The organism is Acetobacter oeni (assembly GCF_011516825.1).
GTDB lineage: Bacteria > Pseudomonadota > Alphaproteobacteria > Acetobacterales > Acetobacteraceae > Acetobacter > Acetobacter oeni.
The window spans coordinates 66,232-83,767 of sequence record NZ_WOTA01000007.1 but is presented as its reverse complement, the minus strand read 5'-3'; the positions used below and the strand labels follow the sequence as shown (position 1 = coordinate 83,767).

The window sequence follows — 17,536 nt, the reverse complement described above, 5'->3', positions numbered from 1 at the left end:
CAGGTTTCCAAAGCCATCAATCTTTGGCGGGTGTCGGGGCAGAGCCCTGAGAAAAACAGCGATACTTAACGGTAGTTTTTCGAATGACCGCAAAACTGGTGTATTCTCAGGTATTGAGTGCCAGCCGGTTCAGAGTCTGATCAGAACAGCCATAAATTCAGCTCTGCTGCGCGGCGTATTGTACACACGCTCTGCTCTGAGACGGATCAGATTCAGGGAACAGAGTGACTCTGTAATCAGCCGGAAACCCGAGGGCGTGAATTGCCATGCCCGGACATCGATACCGGCGTCATTACCTGCTTCGAAATCCGCTATGGCACTTCTGAGCCGTCTGGCGATGCTTTCCATATATCCCGGATCGGCGTGATCTCCGGCCCAGTGTCGCTCCCGGTCATTATGCGTTGTCAGCGCGCGACCCGTCATCACATTGCTCAGGGAATGTCTGGTTGCTGTTGTATTGCAGGCGGACAGCACGTCTTCAATCGTCGATTCCGGAATATAGTGGTCGCTGCCGATCCGTTTATCGGGAATCATAAGATAATACCGTCCGCCTCTGACGAGCAATTTTTCGATTTTCTTCAGATATGTAATGAGATCGATCTGATGCTCTATCGTGTGTGAGCTGACAACAGCGTCGAACATGCTGTCGGTGACAGGATGATCTGTTTTCTGCTTCCCTCTTTCCGGTGCCTCTGACTGACCGATGCTGAAATATTTTACGTTTTTTCCTTTAACGACCGGGGATTCAGACGACCCCGTTTCAAGCACTGACGCATCGTGCGGGATGCAGGATATGATATTTTCCCGCAGGCATCCCTCCGATCCTGGGCGTCCCTCGCTTTCACCATAGTTAATAAAATGCTTCATGAGGTCTGTGTCGCTAAATTCAGACAGGTCAGTATTTGTTGCTTTATAAAATCTGTAATCAAACTCAGGAGGGAGTTCTTTTTGGAGCATAATGTTATCTGACCTGATGGCAGTATATTAGAAACAGAAAGCAGAAATGATTTACACTGACTGATGAAGTTCGCGGGTCTGACGCGGGAGGGCTGTCGGACCGGCGCCCGCAGCCTCCGGGCGGAGCATCGTCGGAAATCCTTTATTGTGAGATAAGATTGTCAGTCGGATGCGTCGGCATATCGCTGCTTTTCCGATACGGCTATATCAGGGCGTCACAATCTCTACTGACCGGGTGGGCGGGCATGACGACGAAGCAGCGGATTATTCTTCATCTGGTTTCGGGCGGGATCGGGCAGACGCTGGACTCACTGGCGCGGGCCTGCGTGCCGCATTTCCCGGAGAATGAATTTGAGGTCCGGCACTGGAATCTGGTGCGGACACGGGCGCAGTTGCGGCGGGTCATGGCGGGGATTGCGGCGGAATCCGGGCCGGTTCTGTCGTCGCTGACGGATCAGGAACTCAAGAAAGATCTTGATGAAGGTTGTCTGCGGATGAATGTGCAGCTTCTGGATGTGATGAACAACACGCTGGAACTGCTGGAGCGCGTGACCGGGACGCAGGCGCATGGTCGCGCGGGCAGTCAGTATGTGATGGATGAAAATTATTTCCGTCGCATTGACGCGATGCATTACGTCATTGAGCACGATGACGGGCAGCAGGCGCGTGGTCTGCGGGAAGCGGATGTGGTGCTTGTGGGCGTGTCACGCGCATCGAAGACACCGACCTGTTTTTACCTGGCCAACAGAGGCATCAAGGCCGCGAATGTACCGCTGGTACCGGATACGCCGTTACCTTTGGAACTGTTCGAGGCCCGTGTGCCAGTGATCGGGCTGACAATCGACCCGGATGCTCTGGTGGAAATCCGGCTAACGCGCCTGAATGCGATGGTTGCGGCGAAGCCGGGGATACGTCCGGTCTTTCAGGAGACGGCCTATGTTGATCCTGAAGAGGTCCGGGCGGAGTTGCTCTGGGCAAAGCGTCTTTGCGTGCGACACGGCTGGCCGCTCGTGGATGTGACGCGGCGCTCGGTTGAAGAGACCAGCGCGGCGATTCTGGATATTCTGGAGCATCCGTGGCCGACGAGCCTGCCGGGGTAAGCCGGGAGCGAGGCCTGGTCCGGTTTGCTGGCCAGACATAAAATCATGCCTCAACCTGTGGTATGGACAGGAGGCCGGGCACGCGGGGCAGACCGACGGCCCGGACTGAATGCGACCGGACGCGCCTATTGCACGGTGATGCGATAGACCCGGGTTCCGCTTCTTCCCAGAGGTCCGGTGACCTGGAGGGTTGTGAAAACGGTGCCGTGAAAACCGGGATCGGGCGTGTAGATGGCTGCGACACCGGGGCGTTTTTTCACGTTGCAGGCGTAACGCTGGGTGTCTGAGGCGGGATAGGCGGGATAGTAATTCCCCGTCTCCGTGGTGATCTGGCCATGCTGAGGCGGTGTTACCACCTGAATGATGGCAGTGCCGCCCGAAGAGCAGTCGGGTTCCAGCAGGACGATGGTCTGGAGTGGCACGGAGCGGCCTCCGATGGATGAGACATCGGTGAACTGTCCGGTGGAAGTGACGCTCTGATTGGATGCAACGACCTGGAAGCGCTCCGGCATACAGGCCGCCAGAGCGAAGCAGCCGAGCAGCACTGGCCCGAGGCGCAGGGAGCGCGGCAACAAGGACGATCGGTTCATGGTCAGGCCCTGTCGTGACGTACGGGTTGAGATTACCGGTTACTTTAAGGATTGCCGCAAAAAATGCCACAGCGGCGTGTGTGACATAACGATAATGAACAGTCCGATACCAATTGCAACGCGGCCGATGATGAAAGTGCCGACCTGCCGAAGGTCATGCAGCGTGGCCATCTCCACGAACGGATCGCGGGGCGTCTCCGCGTTCTGCGCTAAGGTTTCGGCCTGGGCATTGCGTCGCTCGGCTTCGGTGGCGGGGAGACCGGCTCGCAGGAACAGTTCAATACGGTAGAGATTCAGTTCGGTCGTGCGATAGCGCCCCGGGGCAAAGGGGACCGGCCCGCAGCGGGCGATTTCGAGGAAGCGCAAACGGAGGCGACTGATCCCGAGATAGCGGGCGGCTTCGTCCCGGGCGAACACACGTTTGCCGGGGAACGCGAACACTGTCGTCCCGGTATCCTCTGCGTCTGGTGTTGGGAGGGGGCCAGCCATCGGTCAAAGGTCCATGAAAGCGGAGAGAGTGTCAATTTGTGTCTGTGCGAGGCTGGGATGCCTCTGCTTTCTGCGTTTCGGACGGCAATGATAAATCAGCATTTATTACAGATGGGATGTGCTGGCCGGCTCCGCCATCGTGCAACCCGAAAGGGGGCTGATCGCCGGCCTCCCGCTGGTGTTTCCGAAGCGTCTTACCAGGTATTTTCCCAGGCTGACCGAAGGGATTTCGATCCACCGGCGTGCCAGAATGGCAGCGGCGATGGATATGACGAACCCGATCAGAAGCGCCGTGTTGTGCGTGGTGAGCGGCGCGATACGTTTCAGGCAGAAGCCGATGACAGGCATATGGAGCAGGTAGAGGCTGTAGGAAATTCTGCCCGCGCCCTGCGGGACCGGATGTTCCATCAGGCGTGATATGCGTCCGCCGGCGGCGATGAGCAGCACGAGGAGGATGGCTCCGGTGGCGCACATATAAAACCGGATGCCGTCATCAAGTGTCATGCCGGGCCAGAGTCTGGACGTTCGTATTCCGACGAGAGCCAGCACGAAACACCAGCACAGGACGTTTTGGCTGCGGGTCAGACGAGCGAGATGGACGCGTATATGATCGAGATTACGCGCGATCAGGATTCCGGCGGTAAACAGGAAAACGTAACCAGCCGCTCGTGCGGAAGTGAAACTCCAGTCTGTCATCCGGACGTATGAAGTGCTCATGACAAAAGCGATGCTGAGAGCGCCGGACGCGGCCATGGTGGTCCGTGGCGCTCTGATGCAGCACCACACGAGAAGCGGAAAGAGCAGCGAGATCCGCATTTCCACGATCAGGCTCCAGACAGGCCAGTCGAGTGTGTCGAAACGGCCTGTCATCAGAATCTGCTCAATGAAAACATCCGCTGTCGGCGGGATTTTCCAGAAACGCGTCAGTTCCGCGTTCGCGAAGGGCGAGGGACCCGGAGGCACCAGAAAGGACAGGAACGCGGCGATACAGAGAGCGGCGGCGAAAGGTGGCCAGATCCGGCTGACGCGGCTGATCAGGAAAGAGCGGTAAAAACTGAGATTGCCCGCGTTCGCGGACAGGGAGAGGGCCACGCCGCTGATCACGAAGAAAACGAGAACTGCGCTATGGCCGTTCACGAGCAGGCCGAGTGGCGTAAAAAGAATCAGGATCTCAATGATATAGCTGATCGTTGTCGGGAATGTCGGGATGGCGGAATTATCGGGGAGCGAGAAGAGGATCATATGAATGAACATCACGGCGAAGGCAGCCACCCCGCGCAGGCCGTCCAGCGATTTGAGACGCCTCGCATTGCCGGTGTTTCCAGGTAACGGATGAACTGTCGGAAGGCCTGTCGATGTCATGCGACGCATTTGCCACGGTCTGCATGCAGGCGCGGTGCCCGGCTTCCCTTTCCTGGAGTCGTCAGAGTTTATCATTTCCGGAGAGGAAAGCAGGAAAAGACGAACGTATTCTTAAGAGATCGTCTCAGTAATTTTCCCGCGCGGAGATGGAGACCTCCGCGCGGGGCGTGACCGATACCGGTTTCCGGCACAGGCACGCCTTCCGGGAGAGACCGCCGGGTTGGGAGCTGTCGTGATCGGGCTGCCGGCGGGGAAAGCTCAGGAGCCGGCGAGCAGGCGCGCGCGGGTCCGGTCGGGGCCGATCATGGGGAGAAGGTCGCGGAGTTCAGGCCCCTGCTCTTCCCCGGTGAGAGCCAGGCGGAGGGGATGGAACAGAGTTTTGCCACTTCGCCCGGAGTCGGCTTTCAGAGCTGCGGTCCAGTCTTTCCATGTCGTTTCCGACCAGGGCTCTGGCGGGAGAAGCGCAGCGGCTCTGGTCAGGAATTCCGCTTCTCCGTCCTGCACGGGCGGGACAATGTCGTCGTGGGTGATGGTCCACCAGTGAGCGGCTTCGGAGAACAGCTCGATATTCCCCCGGATCGCGAGCCAGAAGGCTTCCGTGGTGCCGGGCGGCATACGGTTCTGAACCTCGCTAAAGGGTGTGCTGGCCAGGACGCGCCGGTTCATGGCCAGGAGCTGGCGCATGTCGAAGCGGGCGGAGGATTTCGAAATGTGGGACAGATCGAAGCTCTGCGCGAGCGGATCGAAGTCGAGCGGCTCCGGATCATCCGAGCTGCCGAGGCGGGCGAGGTAAGACACGAGCGCTTTGGCTTCGATGCCGTCCTGCCGGAGGGTTTTCAGCGAGAGAGCGTCGAAGCGCTTGGAGAGTTTGCCGCCGCCTTCGTCGAGGAGGAGCGGCAGATGCGCGAAGGCGAAGCGATTCGGGACGGCGCCAAGGGCTTCGGCGATGTCGAGCTGGACGCCGGTATTGGTAACGTGGTCTTCGCCGCGAATGATGTTGGTGATGCCGGTTTCCATGTCATCGACCACGGAGGCGAGCGTGTAGAGCACCGTGCCGTCGGCGCGGACCAGGACGGGGTCCGAGATGGCGGTCAGTTTGACGGAGCACTGGCCCATGACGGCATCGATCCAGTTTTTGCTGCCGTCGGAGAGGCGGAAGCGCCAGTAAGGCACCTTGCCGTTGGCTTCGGCCTGGGCGCGCTGTTCGGGCGTCATTTTGAGCATGGCGCGGTCATAGAGGGGCGGCTTGCGCTGTTTGATCCGCAATTCGCGTTTCTGGGCGAGTTCCTGTTCGGACTCGAAGCAGGGATAGAGCCTGCCGGTGCGCTTCAGGGCCTGGATGGCGAGCGCGTATCGCTCCAGCCGCTCGGTCTGGCGGAAGGTTTCGTCCCAGTGAATCCCGAGCCATTCGAGATCGGTGCAGATGGCGTCCGCATAGGCTTCTTTCGAGCGCCCGGTATCGGTATCGTCGATACGGAGCTGGAACGCGGCCTTGTGATGTCGGGCGAACAGGGCGTTGGCGATGGCCTGGCGGGCATTGCCGACGTGAAGCATTCCGGTGGGGCTGGGCGCGAAGCGTAGTTTCATGCGCGGGTTTATGCCGGTCCGCGAGGGAAAATGCCAGAGGGCTTTCCACGGGGTTCTGTCGAAGGAGAGGGGTGATCGTCGCTCTGTCACACCTGAAAATATCGCCCCTGATCCGTGTGGCACCGGCATTGACGCTCTGTCGTGACGCCGGTAGCGAGGGTTCGTGACTTCATACGAGGGTATTGCCATGACAACTCAGGCTGGCATGCCCGCGCCGCTGCGTTTCCATGCCGCAGGCCAGTGGGCATCGGGCACAGTTGACGACGCGGGTGATCTGATTCTGCCCGCCGACACGCGCAGGGCACTGGCGACCATTGCGAAGCCGCTTTCCCTGAAAGCGAAAATGCCGGTGTTCCGCCAGGGTGAGCCTGCCGACCCGGTTTACCTGATCCGCTCCGGCGCGGTGCGGGTTTCGCATCAGCTGGAAAACGGACGCAATCAGGTCATTGCGTTTCACTGGCCGGGCGATCTGTTCGGCCTTGCTGAAAACGATCTTTATCTGAACTCGGCCGATACGCTGACGGAGTGCGAGCTGGTGCGGTTTTCCCGCACCGAAATCCAGACACTATTTCAGAAATATCCGCAATTACAGGCGGATCTTCTGGTTGAGGCGATTGCGCGGCTGCGTCAGTCGCAGCGGCATCTTCTTCTGGTGACACATCAGCGGGTGAGCACGCGGGTGGCGGGATTTTTCATTGAATGCAGCGGGGAGACGGAATGTTATGATCCGGAGACCGGTGTGCTGTCGTTGCTCATGGACCGCGCGGACATCGCCGAGTATCTCAACACGACCACGGAAACGGTGAGCCGCGCGATCGGCACGCTGGAGGATAGAAAGCTGATCGTGCGCCTTGATACCCGGCATGTGCGGCTTGATCTGCCGGGTCTGAAGGCTGTTCTTGAAAGCTAAGGTACAAAAGCCGGGTTTATCCTGATATCGGCGGGCGGGTTTTATGCGTCTTCGTCGTTCGGAGGATCGGTTTCGTCATGCTCTCCGAACTCGCCGGGGTCGACCATGCGTCTCGGATCGAGGGCGCGCCAGTCGCGTTCCATGGACGTGGCGGGGCGTTCGACGAACTCATTGAGTTCGGTTGAGGACTTCCAGCCTTCCTCGCCCGCATCGAGCACTTCCGCATTTTCACCATAGGCGAACCAGGCGTTCAGCGTATCGCGCGGCGTGGTTCCGGCGGCGCGGCAGATTTCGATGCTGTCACGAACGTAGGCGCGGGCGAAGGCATTGGCGTGCGCGAGATCCTGAAAATCGCGGATGTCTTCGACGATGTTGTCTTCAGCGCCTCCGGACAGGTCGAGAATGCGCACTGTCCGGCCGGTATCTTTGCCATCCGTTTCGGCTGCGGATTCGTCCATTTCATCGAAATCGTCATCAATACGGGCCATGTTTCGTGTCTCCGGGGGTGTGTCACGGGTAAGGAATGCCGCTCATCCCTTTCGGAATTACGGCATGGTTTCAGGTGGTCTGTATCGGATCCGTCGTGTTCAGGGATGATAACGGCGGCGTCTTGCGGCTTCCGCGCGGCGGACGGAGGGCAGCAGAAATTCGCGGCCCACCTTCACGCTCTCCACGTCGTCATAGGTGACAATATCGGCGGTGGCATAGGTTTCGTTCCAGAGTTTTGGAATGAAGGAGCCGGTGCCGACGACGTCAATCGGTGCGCTGGCGTCGGCCATGCAGGCGCATTTGGTAACGCCGAAACCGGATGAGACGACGATGCGGACTTTATCAAAGCCAGCTTCATCGAGCGCCTCGCGCATCCGCCAGATGGCGGCAGCGGAGACCCCGGTGCCGATAAGGTTACGCAGTTCGCTTTCCGAGCGGTAGCGGCGGATGGCTTCCGGAACGTGGCGGTCGACGACGGCATAGGATTCCTGGGGATCAAGCGTTTCCAGAAAGCGGCCGCCATGCGTATCGAGACGCACGGCGATCTTGCCGGCGGCAGCGAGTTCGGGGAACCGGCGACAGACAGCGAGCGCGTCGGTGACTTCGCGCCCGTAATAATCAACGAGCACCGTGAGGTCGGTGTCCGGATAGGCCTCATGGAACATCTCAGCGGCGCGCAGGGTCGATCCGGCATAGCCGATCAGGGCGTGTGGCATGGTGCCGAAGCCGTGGCTCTGACCGAAGAAGGCGGCGGTGGCGTCGTTCGCGCCGCCGACAAAGCCGACAGCGCCCTGTTCCTGCGCGGCGCGACTGCCCACCGAGGCGCCGTACGCCATCAGTTCCTGCATCTCGTATCCGGCGCAGTGGCGGGCTTCCATAGCGAGGAACTGCGCTTTTGGCAGGGAGAGGGCCATCTGGTAGGCCCGGTGGGCGGCGACACAGGGCGGGCCGATCTTCTGGAGCACGAGTGTTTCGAGATCGGTCAAATGCGAGAAGAACCCGGTGATGTAGAGCAGCGGCTCGCCCGCCCCGACCCATTCGCCCTCGGTGTGGGTGGGTTCGACGATGATTTCGATCCCGCGCTCGCGGGCGATATTTTCCAGCCAGCGTTCGAGAATGGCCGTGGCGGAAAGCACCGGACGACGGATGAACACGGCGTAGGTAACGACGCAGTCTCCGAACCGGGTGACGATGGTTTTCGTGCGGTTGAAATAACTGTCCGTGCGGGCGGCGATGTCGGCGTCGCTGACCGGCGCGACGGTTGCGGCCGTGGCAACGCCGGGAGAGGCGGTGCCGGAACAGGGTTCTGCGGAAGCGGGGGACGGGACAGTCCCGGTCGGGCTGGACATTGATTCTCCGTCCTTCTCCTGTGTCACGCCGGATGTGACATGCGGGGAACATTACGCAGCAGGGGCTGTCGGGTTGGCAAGCCCGCGGTTTTATCTTGCGGGCACAACAGGTTGTGACACCTCACGGATTGCCGGGCCGGCAGCCGGTTGCGGTATGACGCCGGCTGCCGTTCTGATTTGTCCCCTCGCCTTCCGCTTTCGCGATCTAGAGAACGGTGGTTGCGGACGGGGTGGCCCGGACGCGGGTGGAGAGTTCCTCGGCCATGCGGAAAGCGAGTTCGAGCGATTGCTCCGCGTTGAGGCGGGGATCGCAGAACGTCTGGTAGCGGGCGCCGAGATCGTCCTCGGTGAGTGCGTGGGCACCGCCGACGCACTCCGTCACGTTCTGGCCGGTCATTTCGATATGCACGCCGCCCGGGGGCACACCTTCGCTGGTCAGCACATCGAAGAACGCCTGGGTCTCGCTCAGGATCGCATCGAAGTTGCGGGTTTTGACATTGTGCGAGGTCGGGATCGTGTTGCCGTGCATAGGGTCGCTGACCCAGGTGACGGTGCGGCCCGTGCCTTTGACGGCGCGGACCAGCGGCGGCAGGTGGTCGCGGATTTTCGCGGCGCCCATGCGGGAGATGAGCGTGATACGTCCGGCCTCGTCGCCCGGATTGAGGATTTCGAGCAGGCGCTCAAGGTCTTCGATCTGCGTGGTCGGACCGACCTTGATGCCGATCGGGTTGCGGACACCGCGCAGGAACTCGACATGGGCGCCGTCCGGCTGGCGGGTGCGGTCGCCGATCCACAGGAAATGGGCCGAGCAGTCATACCACTCGCCGGAGGTGGAATCGATGCGGGTCATCGCCTGTTCGTAGGGCAGCAGCAGGGCTTCGTGCGAGGTGTAGAACTCGGTCTCGTCGATCTGCGGCGTGCATTCGGCGCCGAGACCGCAGGCTCCCATGAAGGACAGGGTTTCGTCGATTTTCCCGGCCAGGACACGGTAGCGTTCGGCCAGCGGAGAGCGCTCGACAAAGCCGAGATTCCAGCGATGCACCTGATGCAGGTTCGCATAGCCGCCGCGCGAGAAGGCCCGCAGGAGGTTGAGGATTCCGGCGGACTGGAAATAGCCGGTTTCCATGCGGACGGGGTCGGGCACACGATCGGCGGCTGTGAAGTCCGGTCCGTTGATGATGTCACCGCGATAGGACGGCAGGGTGACACCGTCTTTTGTCTCGTTATCCGAGGAACGCGGTTTGGCGAACTGTCCGGCCATGCGGCCGATCTTCACCACGGGGACTTTGGCGCCGAAGGTCAGCACGACGGCCATTTGCAGCAGAACGCGGAAGGTATCGCGCACGAAGTCCGCCGAAAATTCGGAGAAGCTTTCGGCGCAGGCGCCTCCTTGCAGCACGAAAGCGCGTCCGGTCGCGGCCTGGGCGAGATGCTGGCGCAGGCGGCGGGCTTCACCGGCGAAAACGAGCGGCGGATAGCGGTGGAGACGGGCTTCTACGGCGGTCAGCGCATCCTCGTCGGGATAGGCCGGAACCTGCCTGATCGGAAACGACCGCCATGACTCCGGCGACCAGTTGACTGCCTTCGTGGCGGCCCGGGATGCGGAGGTCTGGCTGAGCGTGACACTCATTGTCGTTTCTTTCGTCCTTGCAGCACGCCGTCTCCGGCGCGGTGTTCCGTTGTTCAGATAGAGAAGAGGGATTAAAGCCCCTGACACCGCCGGTTACAGGCGCTGCGGGGCGGTTCTTATGCCCAATTCCGCCGGGGAATGCAAAGAGACCCGGCACCGGCGCCGGTCAGGTCTGTTTCCTGGCGGCGGGACGGGGTCCGGGACGGTGAATGTTAAGCCCGTATCTGCCGGAATGTGAGGTTGAAGCGGCAGTCGCCGGTATTGGGATGGGATGAGCGGGCGAGCGGTGCGATGCCGTGAAAGACGAAGCGGGACGGGCCGCCCCAGACGACGACGTCGCCGTGCGTCAGACGAAGGCGGCGGACCGGATCGCTGCGATGCAGCCCGCCCCAGAGGAAGATCGCGGCGACCCCGAGGGAGATGGAGACGATGGGCATATGAGGAGCGTCTTCGTCGCGATCCTGATGCAGGGAGAGACGGGCTCCGGGTTCGTAGCGGTTGATGAGGCAGGATTGCAGGGGTGGCTCCGGATAACCGGCGGCTGCGGTGGCGCGGCGGACGACGGTGACAAAGATGTCGGGGATGGGGAGCCAGGGCTCGCCGGTCAGGGGAGATGTAGTTGTGTAGCGATAGCCGTTTCGGTCCGAACACCAGCCGTATTCGCCGCAGGCGGTCATGGCGACGGACATGAGGCGGCCGCCGGGGGTTTCCATGCGGCTAAAGGGCGTGATGAGGGCGATGGCGTGAATCGCGGCGAGCAGCGCGGGCGCGTCGGACAGGGCCAGACCGGGCAGGAGGACGGCGCCCTCCGCGAGAGAGACGGGCGGCGCGGGAGCGCGGGAGACCGGGCGGGCCTGAGGAAGGTCGAACAGATCGGCGGTCATGGCGCTCCTCCCTACTTTACTGCGGACCTCTTTACCGTGGGCACCGGACACCATATGGGGACGGATGCAGTCCGTGAAAGGCTGCCCCGCGCGGAATATGTGACCCTCGCGCGGCAGACCGGAATAGCCTGTTTTTTCTGTGGCTGCTGTGTAAAACTAACCGCTACTGAAACAACAGCCCTGTGTGACGGATCGTTCCACTGGCTGATTTTCGCCTCTTCCGGAGGCGTTCCATGCATTAGAGAGTGGTTCTGATGGTTGCTTTCCCCCGTTTCAGCGCCGTTGCCGTTCTGGCCGTCGCACTGTTATCCGGGCCGCTGGCCGGGATGGCGTTTGCGGACCCCGGCGATCCGCTGGCCGGTGCGGAAATGACGTCCGGCGATCCGACGCAGCAGGATGGCAGCGCGGCGACGAAGGGTATTCAGTCCCATCAGCATGAGCATCTGCGCGTAAAAGGGCGCCGTTCGCTGCCGCCCGGCTATCAGGAAGCCCCCTCGATGGACATCGAACATGGGGCGGACCCGGAGCATGAGGAACATATCAGGCGCGATTCCGTCACAGGGGCGGATCTGTCGCGCTTTGGCTCGTCCTATCAGGATACCGGGCCGAACGGGACGGGCACGCTGGGTGATTCCACGGGCAATGGCTGGGTGGCGCCACGCTGAGCAGGCCGCGATACGGGTTTCGGGCCGGCTGATTTCCGGCCCGGCGGGTGTTGCGTTCGTGCGCCTGGCGGGGCATCCACGCAGGCGCGGTTTCCGGGCGGGCTGCAATGGCGGGCCTCTGATTTCGGTCAGGGGCATTTTTGCTGTTGTTCAGGTATGATCCGGGGTCGCGGGCGCGAGCCCTGTTGTCACCCGGAAAGAGCATAGAGAACCGCATACGATGAGCCAGTTTCAGCTCCATGACAGCCAGCGGCGGGCCACTGTCCCCTTCGAACCGCTCGATCCGGGGCATGTGCGCGTCTATTACTGCGGTCCCACCGTTTACGATGTGCCGCATATTGGCAATCTGCGGGCGATGCTGACGGCGGATCTGCTCATCCGGCTGCTGCGCCGGCTGTATCCGCGCGTGACGTTTGTGCGAAACATCACCGATGTTGATGACAAGATCACGGCGCGGGCGAAGGCGAATGGCGAGGACATTGGCCATCTGACGGAGCGGACGACGGCGGAATTTCATGCGGGTCTGGCGGCGATGAACATGATCCGGCCGGACATCGAGCCACGGGCAACGCATAATATCGGCGAGATGCAGGCGATGATCGACCGCCTGATCAGGCAGGGCCATGCTTATGTGGCGGAGGGGCATGTGCTCTTTTCCGTGACGTCGTTTGCCTCCTATGGCGCGTTGTCGGGGCGTGATCCGGACGAACTGGTGGCCGGGGCGCGGGTGGAAGTGGCGCCTTACAAACGCGATCCGGGGGATTTTGTGCTGTGGAAGCCGTCCACGCCGGAGCAGCCGGGCTGGGTCTCACCCTGGGGACGCGGACGGCCTGGCTGGCACATTGAGTGCTCGGCGATGGCGCATCGCTATCTGGGCGAGAGCTTCGACATTCATGGCGGCGGGACGGATCTGCTGTTTCCGCATCATGAGAATGAGCGGGCGCAGAGTCTGTGCTGCTTCCCCAACGGTAAATTCGCCAATTACTGGCTGCACAATGCGATGCTTCTCGTCGAGGGCGAGAAGATGTCGAAATCGCTCGGTAATTTCCACACGCTTTCCGATGTATTGAAACGCGTTCCCGCAGAAGTCTTGCGTCTCCAGTTAATGAGCGCGCATTACCGTTCTTTACTTAATTTCACATGGACCGGACTGAACGAATCACGCAAAACTCTTGATCGCTTTTACCGGGCTCTCCAGGCTGCAAAATTTTCAGGTCCCCCTAATCGCCCTCCTCCAGCTATTTTTCTTGAATCGCTTTGCGATGATTTAAATACACCTCAGGCTATTGCTGAAATGCACAAAATGGCAACAAAAGCTCTTACGGGTGACATAGAAGCCGCCGAGGATTTGATGGCCGCAGGCAATATGATCGGCCTTCTGCATACTCCCGTACAAAGCTGGTTTAAGACGCTTGTCTCTGGCTCCAATGATCTTCCTGAAGTCGAAATTGAAGCCCTTATCGCCGAGCGCCTGACTGCCCGCAAAGCAAAAGACTTCGCCCGAGCCGACGAAATTAGAAAAACTCTCGCCGAAGAGGGTATCATTTTAGAGGATGGCCCCACCGGCACGACTTGGAGGCGGGCGTGACCGGCAAGGACGGGGGGGCGCCGCTGGAGCCGATCGGGAACAGTCCGGTCGTCATTCTGGTGCGGCCGCAGATGGCGGAGAATATCGGCACGACGGCGCGGGCGATGGCCAATGGCGGGCTGTTTCACATGCGGCTTGTTGCACCGCGTGACGGGTGGCCGCAGGACCGGGCGTGGAGGACGGCCTCCGGCGCGGACCGGATTCTTGAGGCTGTTGAGGTTTTCGACACCGTGGATGACGCGGTGGCGGACCTGCATCATGTGTATGCGACCTGTCCCCGGCCGCGTCATATCGTCAAGACGGTTCTGACGGCGCGGGGCGGGGCAGAGGAACTGCGCGCGGCGACGCGGCGGGGGCTGAAGGTCGGGCTGCTGTTCGGTCCGGAGCGGACCGGGCTGGACAATGAGGACATGGCGCGGGCGGACGCGCTGATTCGCTATCCGCTGAATCCGGGCTTCATGTCGCTGAATCTGGCTCAGGCCGTGATGATCATGGCCTATGAATGGTGGCTGACGGAGGATGGGACCCTTCCCCGCGAATTGATGACCAACGAGACGCATGTCGCGACGAAAGGCGAGCTTGAGAATTTCATGCGTCATCTGATCGCGGATCTGGATGAGTGTGGCTTCCTTCGCAATGAAGAGAAAAAGCCGGGCATGGTGCGGAATCTGTGGCATTTTTTCACGCGCGGCGAAGTGACGGAGCAGGAGTTGCGGACGCTGCACGGGGTGGTGACGGAGCTGTCACGCGGGCGGAAGCTGCGGCAGGGTTAAGGCCCGGGGCCCGGCTATCCGGGCCGCCATGCTCACGATTTTCGGGTAATTGTTGAACGCCGCGGCTGGTATCGCGCGGCAAGATGGCTTCGCACGGCCTCCAAACCGACCTACAACAATGGAAACTTCCATAATAATGGCGCCCGCGGATCTGTTTTCGCGGGAAGAACCAGGAGTCCGTTGCTGATGTCTTCGCAAAAACCTTCCTTACGTGGCATGGCGTTGCTGAACGACGCCGAACTCAATCACGGCACGGCCTTTTCGGAGGAAGAGCGCAAGGCTTATGGGCTGGAAGGACTCCTGCCGCCCGGTGTTGAGACACTGGAACGTCAGATGGAGCGTATTTTCCGGCATCTTGAGGCGAAGCCGAACGATCTGGAGCGCTACATCTATCTGAATTCGCTGGTCGACCGGAATGAGACGCTTTTCTACAAGGTGCTGCGCTCAGATCCGGCGACGTTCGTGCCTGTCATCTATGCGCCGACACTGGCGCAGGCCTGCAAGATGTTCAGCCATCTGTATCGCCGGCCTCGCGGGATGTACATCACGCTGGAGATGAAGGGGCGGATTGCCGAGGTTCTGCGGAACTGGCCTGAAAAGGACGTCCGGACGATCTGCGTGACAACCGGCGGGCGCATTCTTGGTCTTGGCGATATCGGGGTCAACGGGATGGGCATCCCGATCGGGAAGCTGCAACTTTATACAGTATGCGGTTCGGTCCCTCCCTGCTCGCTTCTGCCGGTTCAGCTTGATATCGGCACGACGAATGCGGCGCTGCGGGCCGATCCGCTCTATCTCGGACTGCGCCATGAGCCGCCCTCCGTTGAAGAACTTGATGCATTTGTCGAGGAGTTTGTCACGGCGGTTCAGGAGGTCTTTCCGGGATGCTGTCTGCATTTCGAGGACTGGAAGGGCACGGACGCGCTGCGCTATCTCGCGAAATATCGTGACCGGGTATTGTGTTATAACGACGACATTCAGGGCACGGCAGCGGTGACACTGGCGGGGCTGATTACGGCTCTGAAGGTAAAAAACGAGAAACTTTCTGAACAGCGCTTTGTCTTTCTTGGCGCCGGTTCTTCCGGTCTGGGGATTTCCGATCTTCTTGTCACGGCCATGAAGACCGAAGGGCTGAGTGAGGAAGAAGCCTGTGCCCGCATCACGCTTCTGGATGTGAACGGACTGATCGAACCGTCGCGCACGGATCTTTCTGAAGAGCAGAAGCGGTTTGCCCATCCGGCTGAGCCTTCCACGGACTTGCTGAAGACGATCCGTCGGGTGAACGCGTCGGTCCTGGTCGGTGTTTCGACATCCGGCGAGGCGTTTAATCAGGCTGTGATCGAGGAGATGGCCCGGCTGAACGAGCGGCCGGTTATCTTCTCTTTGTCATTACCTCTGACGAATGCGGAATGTACCGCCGAGCAGGCCTATCAGTGGTCCGACGGTCGGGCGCTGTTTGCGGGGGGGCAGCAGTTCCCGAACGTGGAGCTGAACGGCAGGACGTTCTATCCGGGACAGGCGAATAATTTTTACATTTTCTCGGCGCTGGGGCTGGCGATTTACGCGACACGACCGAAAATCGTTACGGATGAACTGATTATCGAGGCGGCTCACGCGCTGGCGGACCAGGTGGATGCCGTGGCTCTGGAGCGCGGGCGGCTGTTTCCGCCGCAGGCCCATATCATTGAAGTGGCTGTAACTTCAGCGGTACGTCTGGCGGAGTTTATTTTTGATCATGGCATGTCCGGTGTTGAGCGGCCTGAAGATATCCGGGCGTGGATTGAAACGCTGACCTATAATCCGGATTACTGAAGCCGGGTTTCGTTTGTTATCTGCTGAAAAAATGTCTGGCGAAATAAAGGAATAATACCAATGTATATCGCAATGAATCGCTTTCGGGTGCAGCCGGAGAATGAGGAAGCGTTCTGTCGCAGATGGCTTGATCGCGATGTTCTGCTCAAGACAGTGCCGGGTTTCGTATCCTTTCAGTTTCTGAAAGGGCCTGCGCATGAAGATTACAGGCTTTATGCCTCCCATACGGTCTGGGAGTCTTACGAGGCTTTTCTGGACTGGACGCAGTCCGAGCAGTTCCGCGCTGCCCATGCCGGTGCCGGAAAAGGACGTGCCCTGACAGCGGGGCCGCCGGTTTTTGAAGGCTTTGAGGTGCTCCAGAACGTCACGCTTTAAGGTGGCGGTTCCGGTTTTTCAGAAGACTGTGATGTCGTTTGCAGACTATAGCGGGTGCCGGCAGGGGCGGTTCCCCGGTTGGGATGTTCATCTGGCAGACGGGTAAGGCGGGAACCTGTTAGCGGCCAGGGATGCGCATCGGCGCTATGGCCGCTGCCGGAAGGACAGGCAATGTTGCGGGGGCTCGAACCGAGCCGTCACGAGCAGTGGTCGCAACAGGAAATTATCTTCGAAAAAGAAACGGTATTTAGTGCATGGGCGGATGGAGAGGTTGAGGCCTTCACCAAAGCGTTCTCCCTGTGGGCCGGTATGGACGAGGCTGTTCTGCCCGGACCGCGAGACCCCTGTGAAGGCGGAATTGGTGTCTCGGTACGACTTACAGGTGCCCCTGAGACCCGCATTCAGCCGCCTGAACACTGGTCATTCATGGATATTTTCGGAGAGGTCACGATCTTCTCCGGGTCTGGCACCGATATTACCGTGGAGACGCATGATGGTGACTGCTGCATCCTCGAAACGCCGGTCGATATTCCGCTCAATGAAAAAACCCGCCTGTCCTGGTCATGGCTGGTTGAAAAACTGCCTTCCGAACTTCCGGAAGATCTCGCTCTGACCCACGATTATATCAGTGTGGCGGTGCGGTTCGATAACGGTCGTGATCTGAGCTGTCTGTGGAGCAAAAAGCTCCCGGCCGGTTATCATTTCGCCTGCCCGCTGCCATGGTGGTGCGATCGGGAAACCCACTGGATTGCCAGAAGCGGTAACGAGAAACCGGGACAATGGCAGGATGAGCTGCGTCCGGTTGGTTCTGATTACCGCACGGCGATTGGTGGCCCCTTACCTGAGCGGATCGTTGCTGTCTGACTGAAGACGGGACAGCGAAAACCATTACGGCGGGAAGCGGCCTGCGGTGTTACAGCGTGGGATGACGTGACGGTCGCTTTATGGGATCGGGGCTGCCGTTTTCCGGGTTACG

The 17,536-nt window shown here is 60.3% G+C and carries 17 protein-coding genes; 8 read left to right on the top strand and 9 right to left on the bottom strand.

What is annotated here, in order from left to right:
* Nucleotides 1–129: 129 nt before the first annotated feature.
* Nucleotides 130–957 carry a methyltransferase domain-containing protein gene (locus tag GOB90_RS06685; RefSeq protein WP_146886207.1) on the bottom strand — a complete coding sequence of 276 codons (828 nt, stop codon included), beginning with the start codon at nt 955–957 and terminating at the stop codon, nt 130–132.
* A 245-nt stretch (nt 958–1,202) separates the two neighbouring features.
* On the opposite strand from GOB90_RS06685, the gene GOB90_RS06680 reads away from it, so the two are divergent.
* Nucleotides 1,203–2,057: a pyruvate, water dikinase regulatory protein gene (locus tag GOB90_RS06680; RefSeq protein ID WP_146886205.1), complete on the top strand. Its 855-nt coding sequence runs from the start codon at nt 1,203–1,205 to the stop codon at nt 2,055–2,057.
* A gap of 125 nt (nt 2,058–2,182) precedes the next feature.
* Here GOB90_RS06680 and GOB90_RS06675 read toward each other — a convergent pair whose 3' ends face one another.
* The 4 genes from GOB90_RS06675 to gltX form a co-directional block, all read right to left on the bottom strand.
* Entirely contained in the window at nt 2,183–2,647 is a 465-nt protein-coding gene (locus GOB90_RS06675) for a hypothetical protein (protein WP_146886203.1), read from the bottom strand.
* Between the two features lie 39 nt (nt 2,648–2,686).
* The gene (locus GOB90_RS06670) at nt 2,687–3,136 is read right to left on the bottom strand and encodes a hypothetical protein (protein ID WP_146886201.1); all 450 of its coding nucleotides are present in this window, start codon (nt 3,134–3,136) and stop codon (nt 2,687–2,689) included.
* Between the two features lie 105 nt (nt 3,137–3,241).
* Nucleotides 3,242–4,498: an acyltransferase family protein gene (locus tag GOB90_RS06665; protein ID WP_173571964.1), complete on the bottom strand. Its 1,257-nt coding sequence runs from the start codon at nt 4,496–4,498 to the stop codon at nt 3,242–3,244.
* 258 nt (nt 4,499–4,756) lie between these two features.
* The gene (gene gltX / locus GOB90_RS06660) at nt 4,757–6,085 is read right to left on the bottom strand and encodes a glutamate--tRNA ligase (protein ID WP_146886197.1); all 1,329 of its coding nucleotides are present in this window, start codon (nt 6,083–6,085) and stop codon (nt 4,757–4,759) included.
* Nucleotides 6,086–6,248: 163 nt separating this feature from the next.
* Here gltX and GOB90_RS06655 point away from each other — a divergent pair, with 163 nt between their 5' ends.
* The gene (locus GOB90_RS06655) at nt 6,249–6,995 is read left to right on the top strand and encodes a Crp/Fnr family transcriptional regulator (protein ID WP_146886194.1); all 747 of its coding nucleotides are present in this window, start codon (nt 6,249–6,251) and stop codon (nt 6,993–6,995) included.
* A gap of 41 nt (nt 6,996–7,036) precedes the next feature.
* Here GOB90_RS06655 and GOB90_RS06650 read toward each other — a convergent pair whose 3' ends face one another.
* The 4 genes from GOB90_RS06650 to alkB form a co-directional block, all read right to left on the bottom strand.
* Nucleotides 7,037–7,483, bottom strand: a complete 447-nt coding sequence (locus GOB90_RS06650; protein ID WP_373322158.1) for a hypothetical protein — start codon at nt 7,481–7,483, stop codon at nt 7,037–7,039.
* Nucleotides 7,484–7,582: 99 nt separating this feature from the next.
* On the bottom strand, nt 7,583–8,833 hold the full coding sequence (locus GOB90_RS06645) for a nicotinate phosphoribosyltransferase (RefSeq protein ID WP_194300864.1): 1,251 nt from the start codon (nt 8,831–8,833) through the stop codon (nt 7,583–7,585).
* 205 nt (nt 8,834–9,038) lie between these two features.
* Nucleotides 9,039–10,463, bottom strand: a complete 1,425-nt coding sequence (locus GOB90_RS06640; RefSeq protein WP_146886192.1) for a class II 3-deoxy-7-phosphoheptulonate synthase — start codon at nt 10,461–10,463, stop codon at nt 9,039–9,041.
* A gap of 212 nt (nt 10,464–10,675) precedes the next feature.
* Entirely contained in the window at nt 10,676–11,347 is a 672-nt protein-coding gene (gene alkB / locus GOB90_RS06635; RefSeq protein WP_146886190.1) for a DNA oxidative demethylase AlkB, read from the bottom strand.
* Nucleotides 11,348–11,601: 254 nt separating this feature from the next.
* On the opposite strand from alkB, the gene GOB90_RS06630 reads away from it, so the two are divergent.
* From GOB90_RS06630 to GOB90_RS06605, 6 genes are all read left to right on the top strand, one after another.
* Nucleotides 11,602–12,012 carry a hypothetical protein gene (locus tag GOB90_RS06630; RefSeq protein ID WP_146886188.1) on the top strand — a complete coding sequence of 137 codons (411 nt, stop codon included), beginning with the start codon at nt 11,602–11,604 and terminating at the stop codon, nt 12,010–12,012.
* Nucleotides 12,013–12,232: 220 nt separating this feature from the next.
* Nucleotides 12,233–13,600: a cysteine--tRNA ligase gene (cysS, locus tag GOB90_RS06625; RefSeq protein WP_146886185.1), complete on the top strand. Its 1,368-nt coding sequence runs from the start codon at nt 12,233–12,235 to the stop codon at nt 13,598–13,600.
* Nucleotides 13,597–14,373 carry an RNA methyltransferase gene (locus GOB90_RS06620; protein ID WP_173571963.1) on the top strand — a complete coding sequence of 259 codons (777 nt, stop codon included), beginning with the start codon at nt 13,597–13,599 and terminating at the stop codon, nt 14,371–14,373. Before cysS ends, GOB90_RS06620 begins: the two co-directional genes overlap by 4 nt.
* Before the next feature lie 186 nt (nt 14,374–14,559).
* Nucleotides 14,560–16,185 carry an NAD-dependent malic enzyme gene (locus GOB90_RS06615; protein ID WP_146886181.1) on the top strand — a complete coding sequence of 542 codons (1,626 nt, stop codon included), beginning with the start codon at nt 14,560–14,562 and terminating at the stop codon, nt 16,183–16,185.
* 60 nt (nt 16,186–16,245) lie between these two features.
* Nucleotides 16,246–16,560, top strand: coding sequence for an antibiotic biosynthesis monooxygenase family protein (locus tag GOB90_RS06610; protein ID WP_146886179.1), 315 nt, complete (start codon nt 16,246–16,248; stop codon nt 16,558–16,560).
* A gap of 171 nt (nt 16,561–16,731) precedes the next feature.
* A complete protein-coding gene (locus tag GOB90_RS06605; protein ID WP_146886176.1) occupies nt 16,732–17,424 on the top strand; it encodes a DUF3047 domain-containing protein in 693 nt (230 codons plus the stop codon).
* The last annotated feature ends 112 nt before the right edge of the window (nt 17,425–17,536 follow it).

Coding starts and splice junctions, on each gene's coding strand:
- gltX (WP_146886197.1), bottom strand. CDS start 6,085: ATGAAACTACGCTTCGCGCCCAGCCCCACCGGAATGCTTCACGTCGGC.
- GOB90_RS06615 (WP_146886181.1), top strand. CDS start 14,560: ATGTCTTCGCAAAAACCTTCCTTACGTGGCATGGCGTTGCTGAACGAC.
- GOB90_RS06680 (WP_146886205.1), top strand. CDS start 1,203: ATGACGACGAAGCAGCGGATTATTCTTCATCTGGTTTCGGGCGGGATC.
- GOB90_RS06665 (WP_173571964.1), bottom strand. CDS start 4,498: ATGACATCGACAGGCCTTCCGACAGTTCATCCGTTACCTGGAAACACC.
- GOB90_RS06670 (WP_146886201.1), bottom strand. CDS start 3,136: ATGGCTGGCCCCCTCCCAACACCAGACGCAGAGGATACCGGGACGACA.
- GOB90_RS06650 (WP_373322158.1), bottom strand. CDS start 7,483: ATGGCCCGTATTGATGACGATTTCGATGAAATGGACGAATCCGCAGCC.
- GOB90_RS06685 (WP_146886207.1), bottom strand. CDS start 957: ATGCTCCAAAAAGAACTCCCTCCTGAGTTTGATTACAGATTTTATAAA.
- GOB90_RS06605 (WP_146886176.1), top strand. CDS start 16,732: ATGTTGCGGGGGCTCGAACCGAGCCGTCACGAGCAGTGGTCGCAACAG.
- GOB90_RS06640 (WP_146886192.1), bottom strand. CDS start 10,463: ATGAGTGTCACGCTCAGCCAGACCTCCGCATCCCGGGCCGCCACGAAG.
- alkB (WP_146886190.1), bottom strand. CDS start 11,347: ATGACCGCCGATCTGTTCGACCTTCCTCAGGCCCGCCCGGTCTCCCGC.
- GOB90_RS06610 (WP_146886179.1), top strand. CDS start 16,246: ATGTATATCGCAATGAATCGCTTTCGGGTGCAGCCGGAGAATGAGGAA.
- GOB90_RS06630 (WP_146886188.1), top strand. CDS start 11,602: ATGGTTGCTTTCCCCCGTTTCAGCGCCGTTGCCGTTCTGGCCGTCGCA.
- GOB90_RS06645 (WP_194300864.1), bottom strand. CDS start 8,833: ATGTCCAGCCCGACCGGGACTGTCCCGTCCCCCGCTTCCGCAGAACCC.
- cysS (WP_146886185.1), top strand. CDS start 12,233: ATGAGCCAGTTTCAGCTCCATGACAGCCAGCGGCGGGCCACTGTCCCC.
- GOB90_RS06675 (WP_146886203.1), bottom strand. CDS start 2,647: ATGAACCGATCGTCCTTGTTGCCGCGCTCCCTGCGCCTCGGGCCAGTG.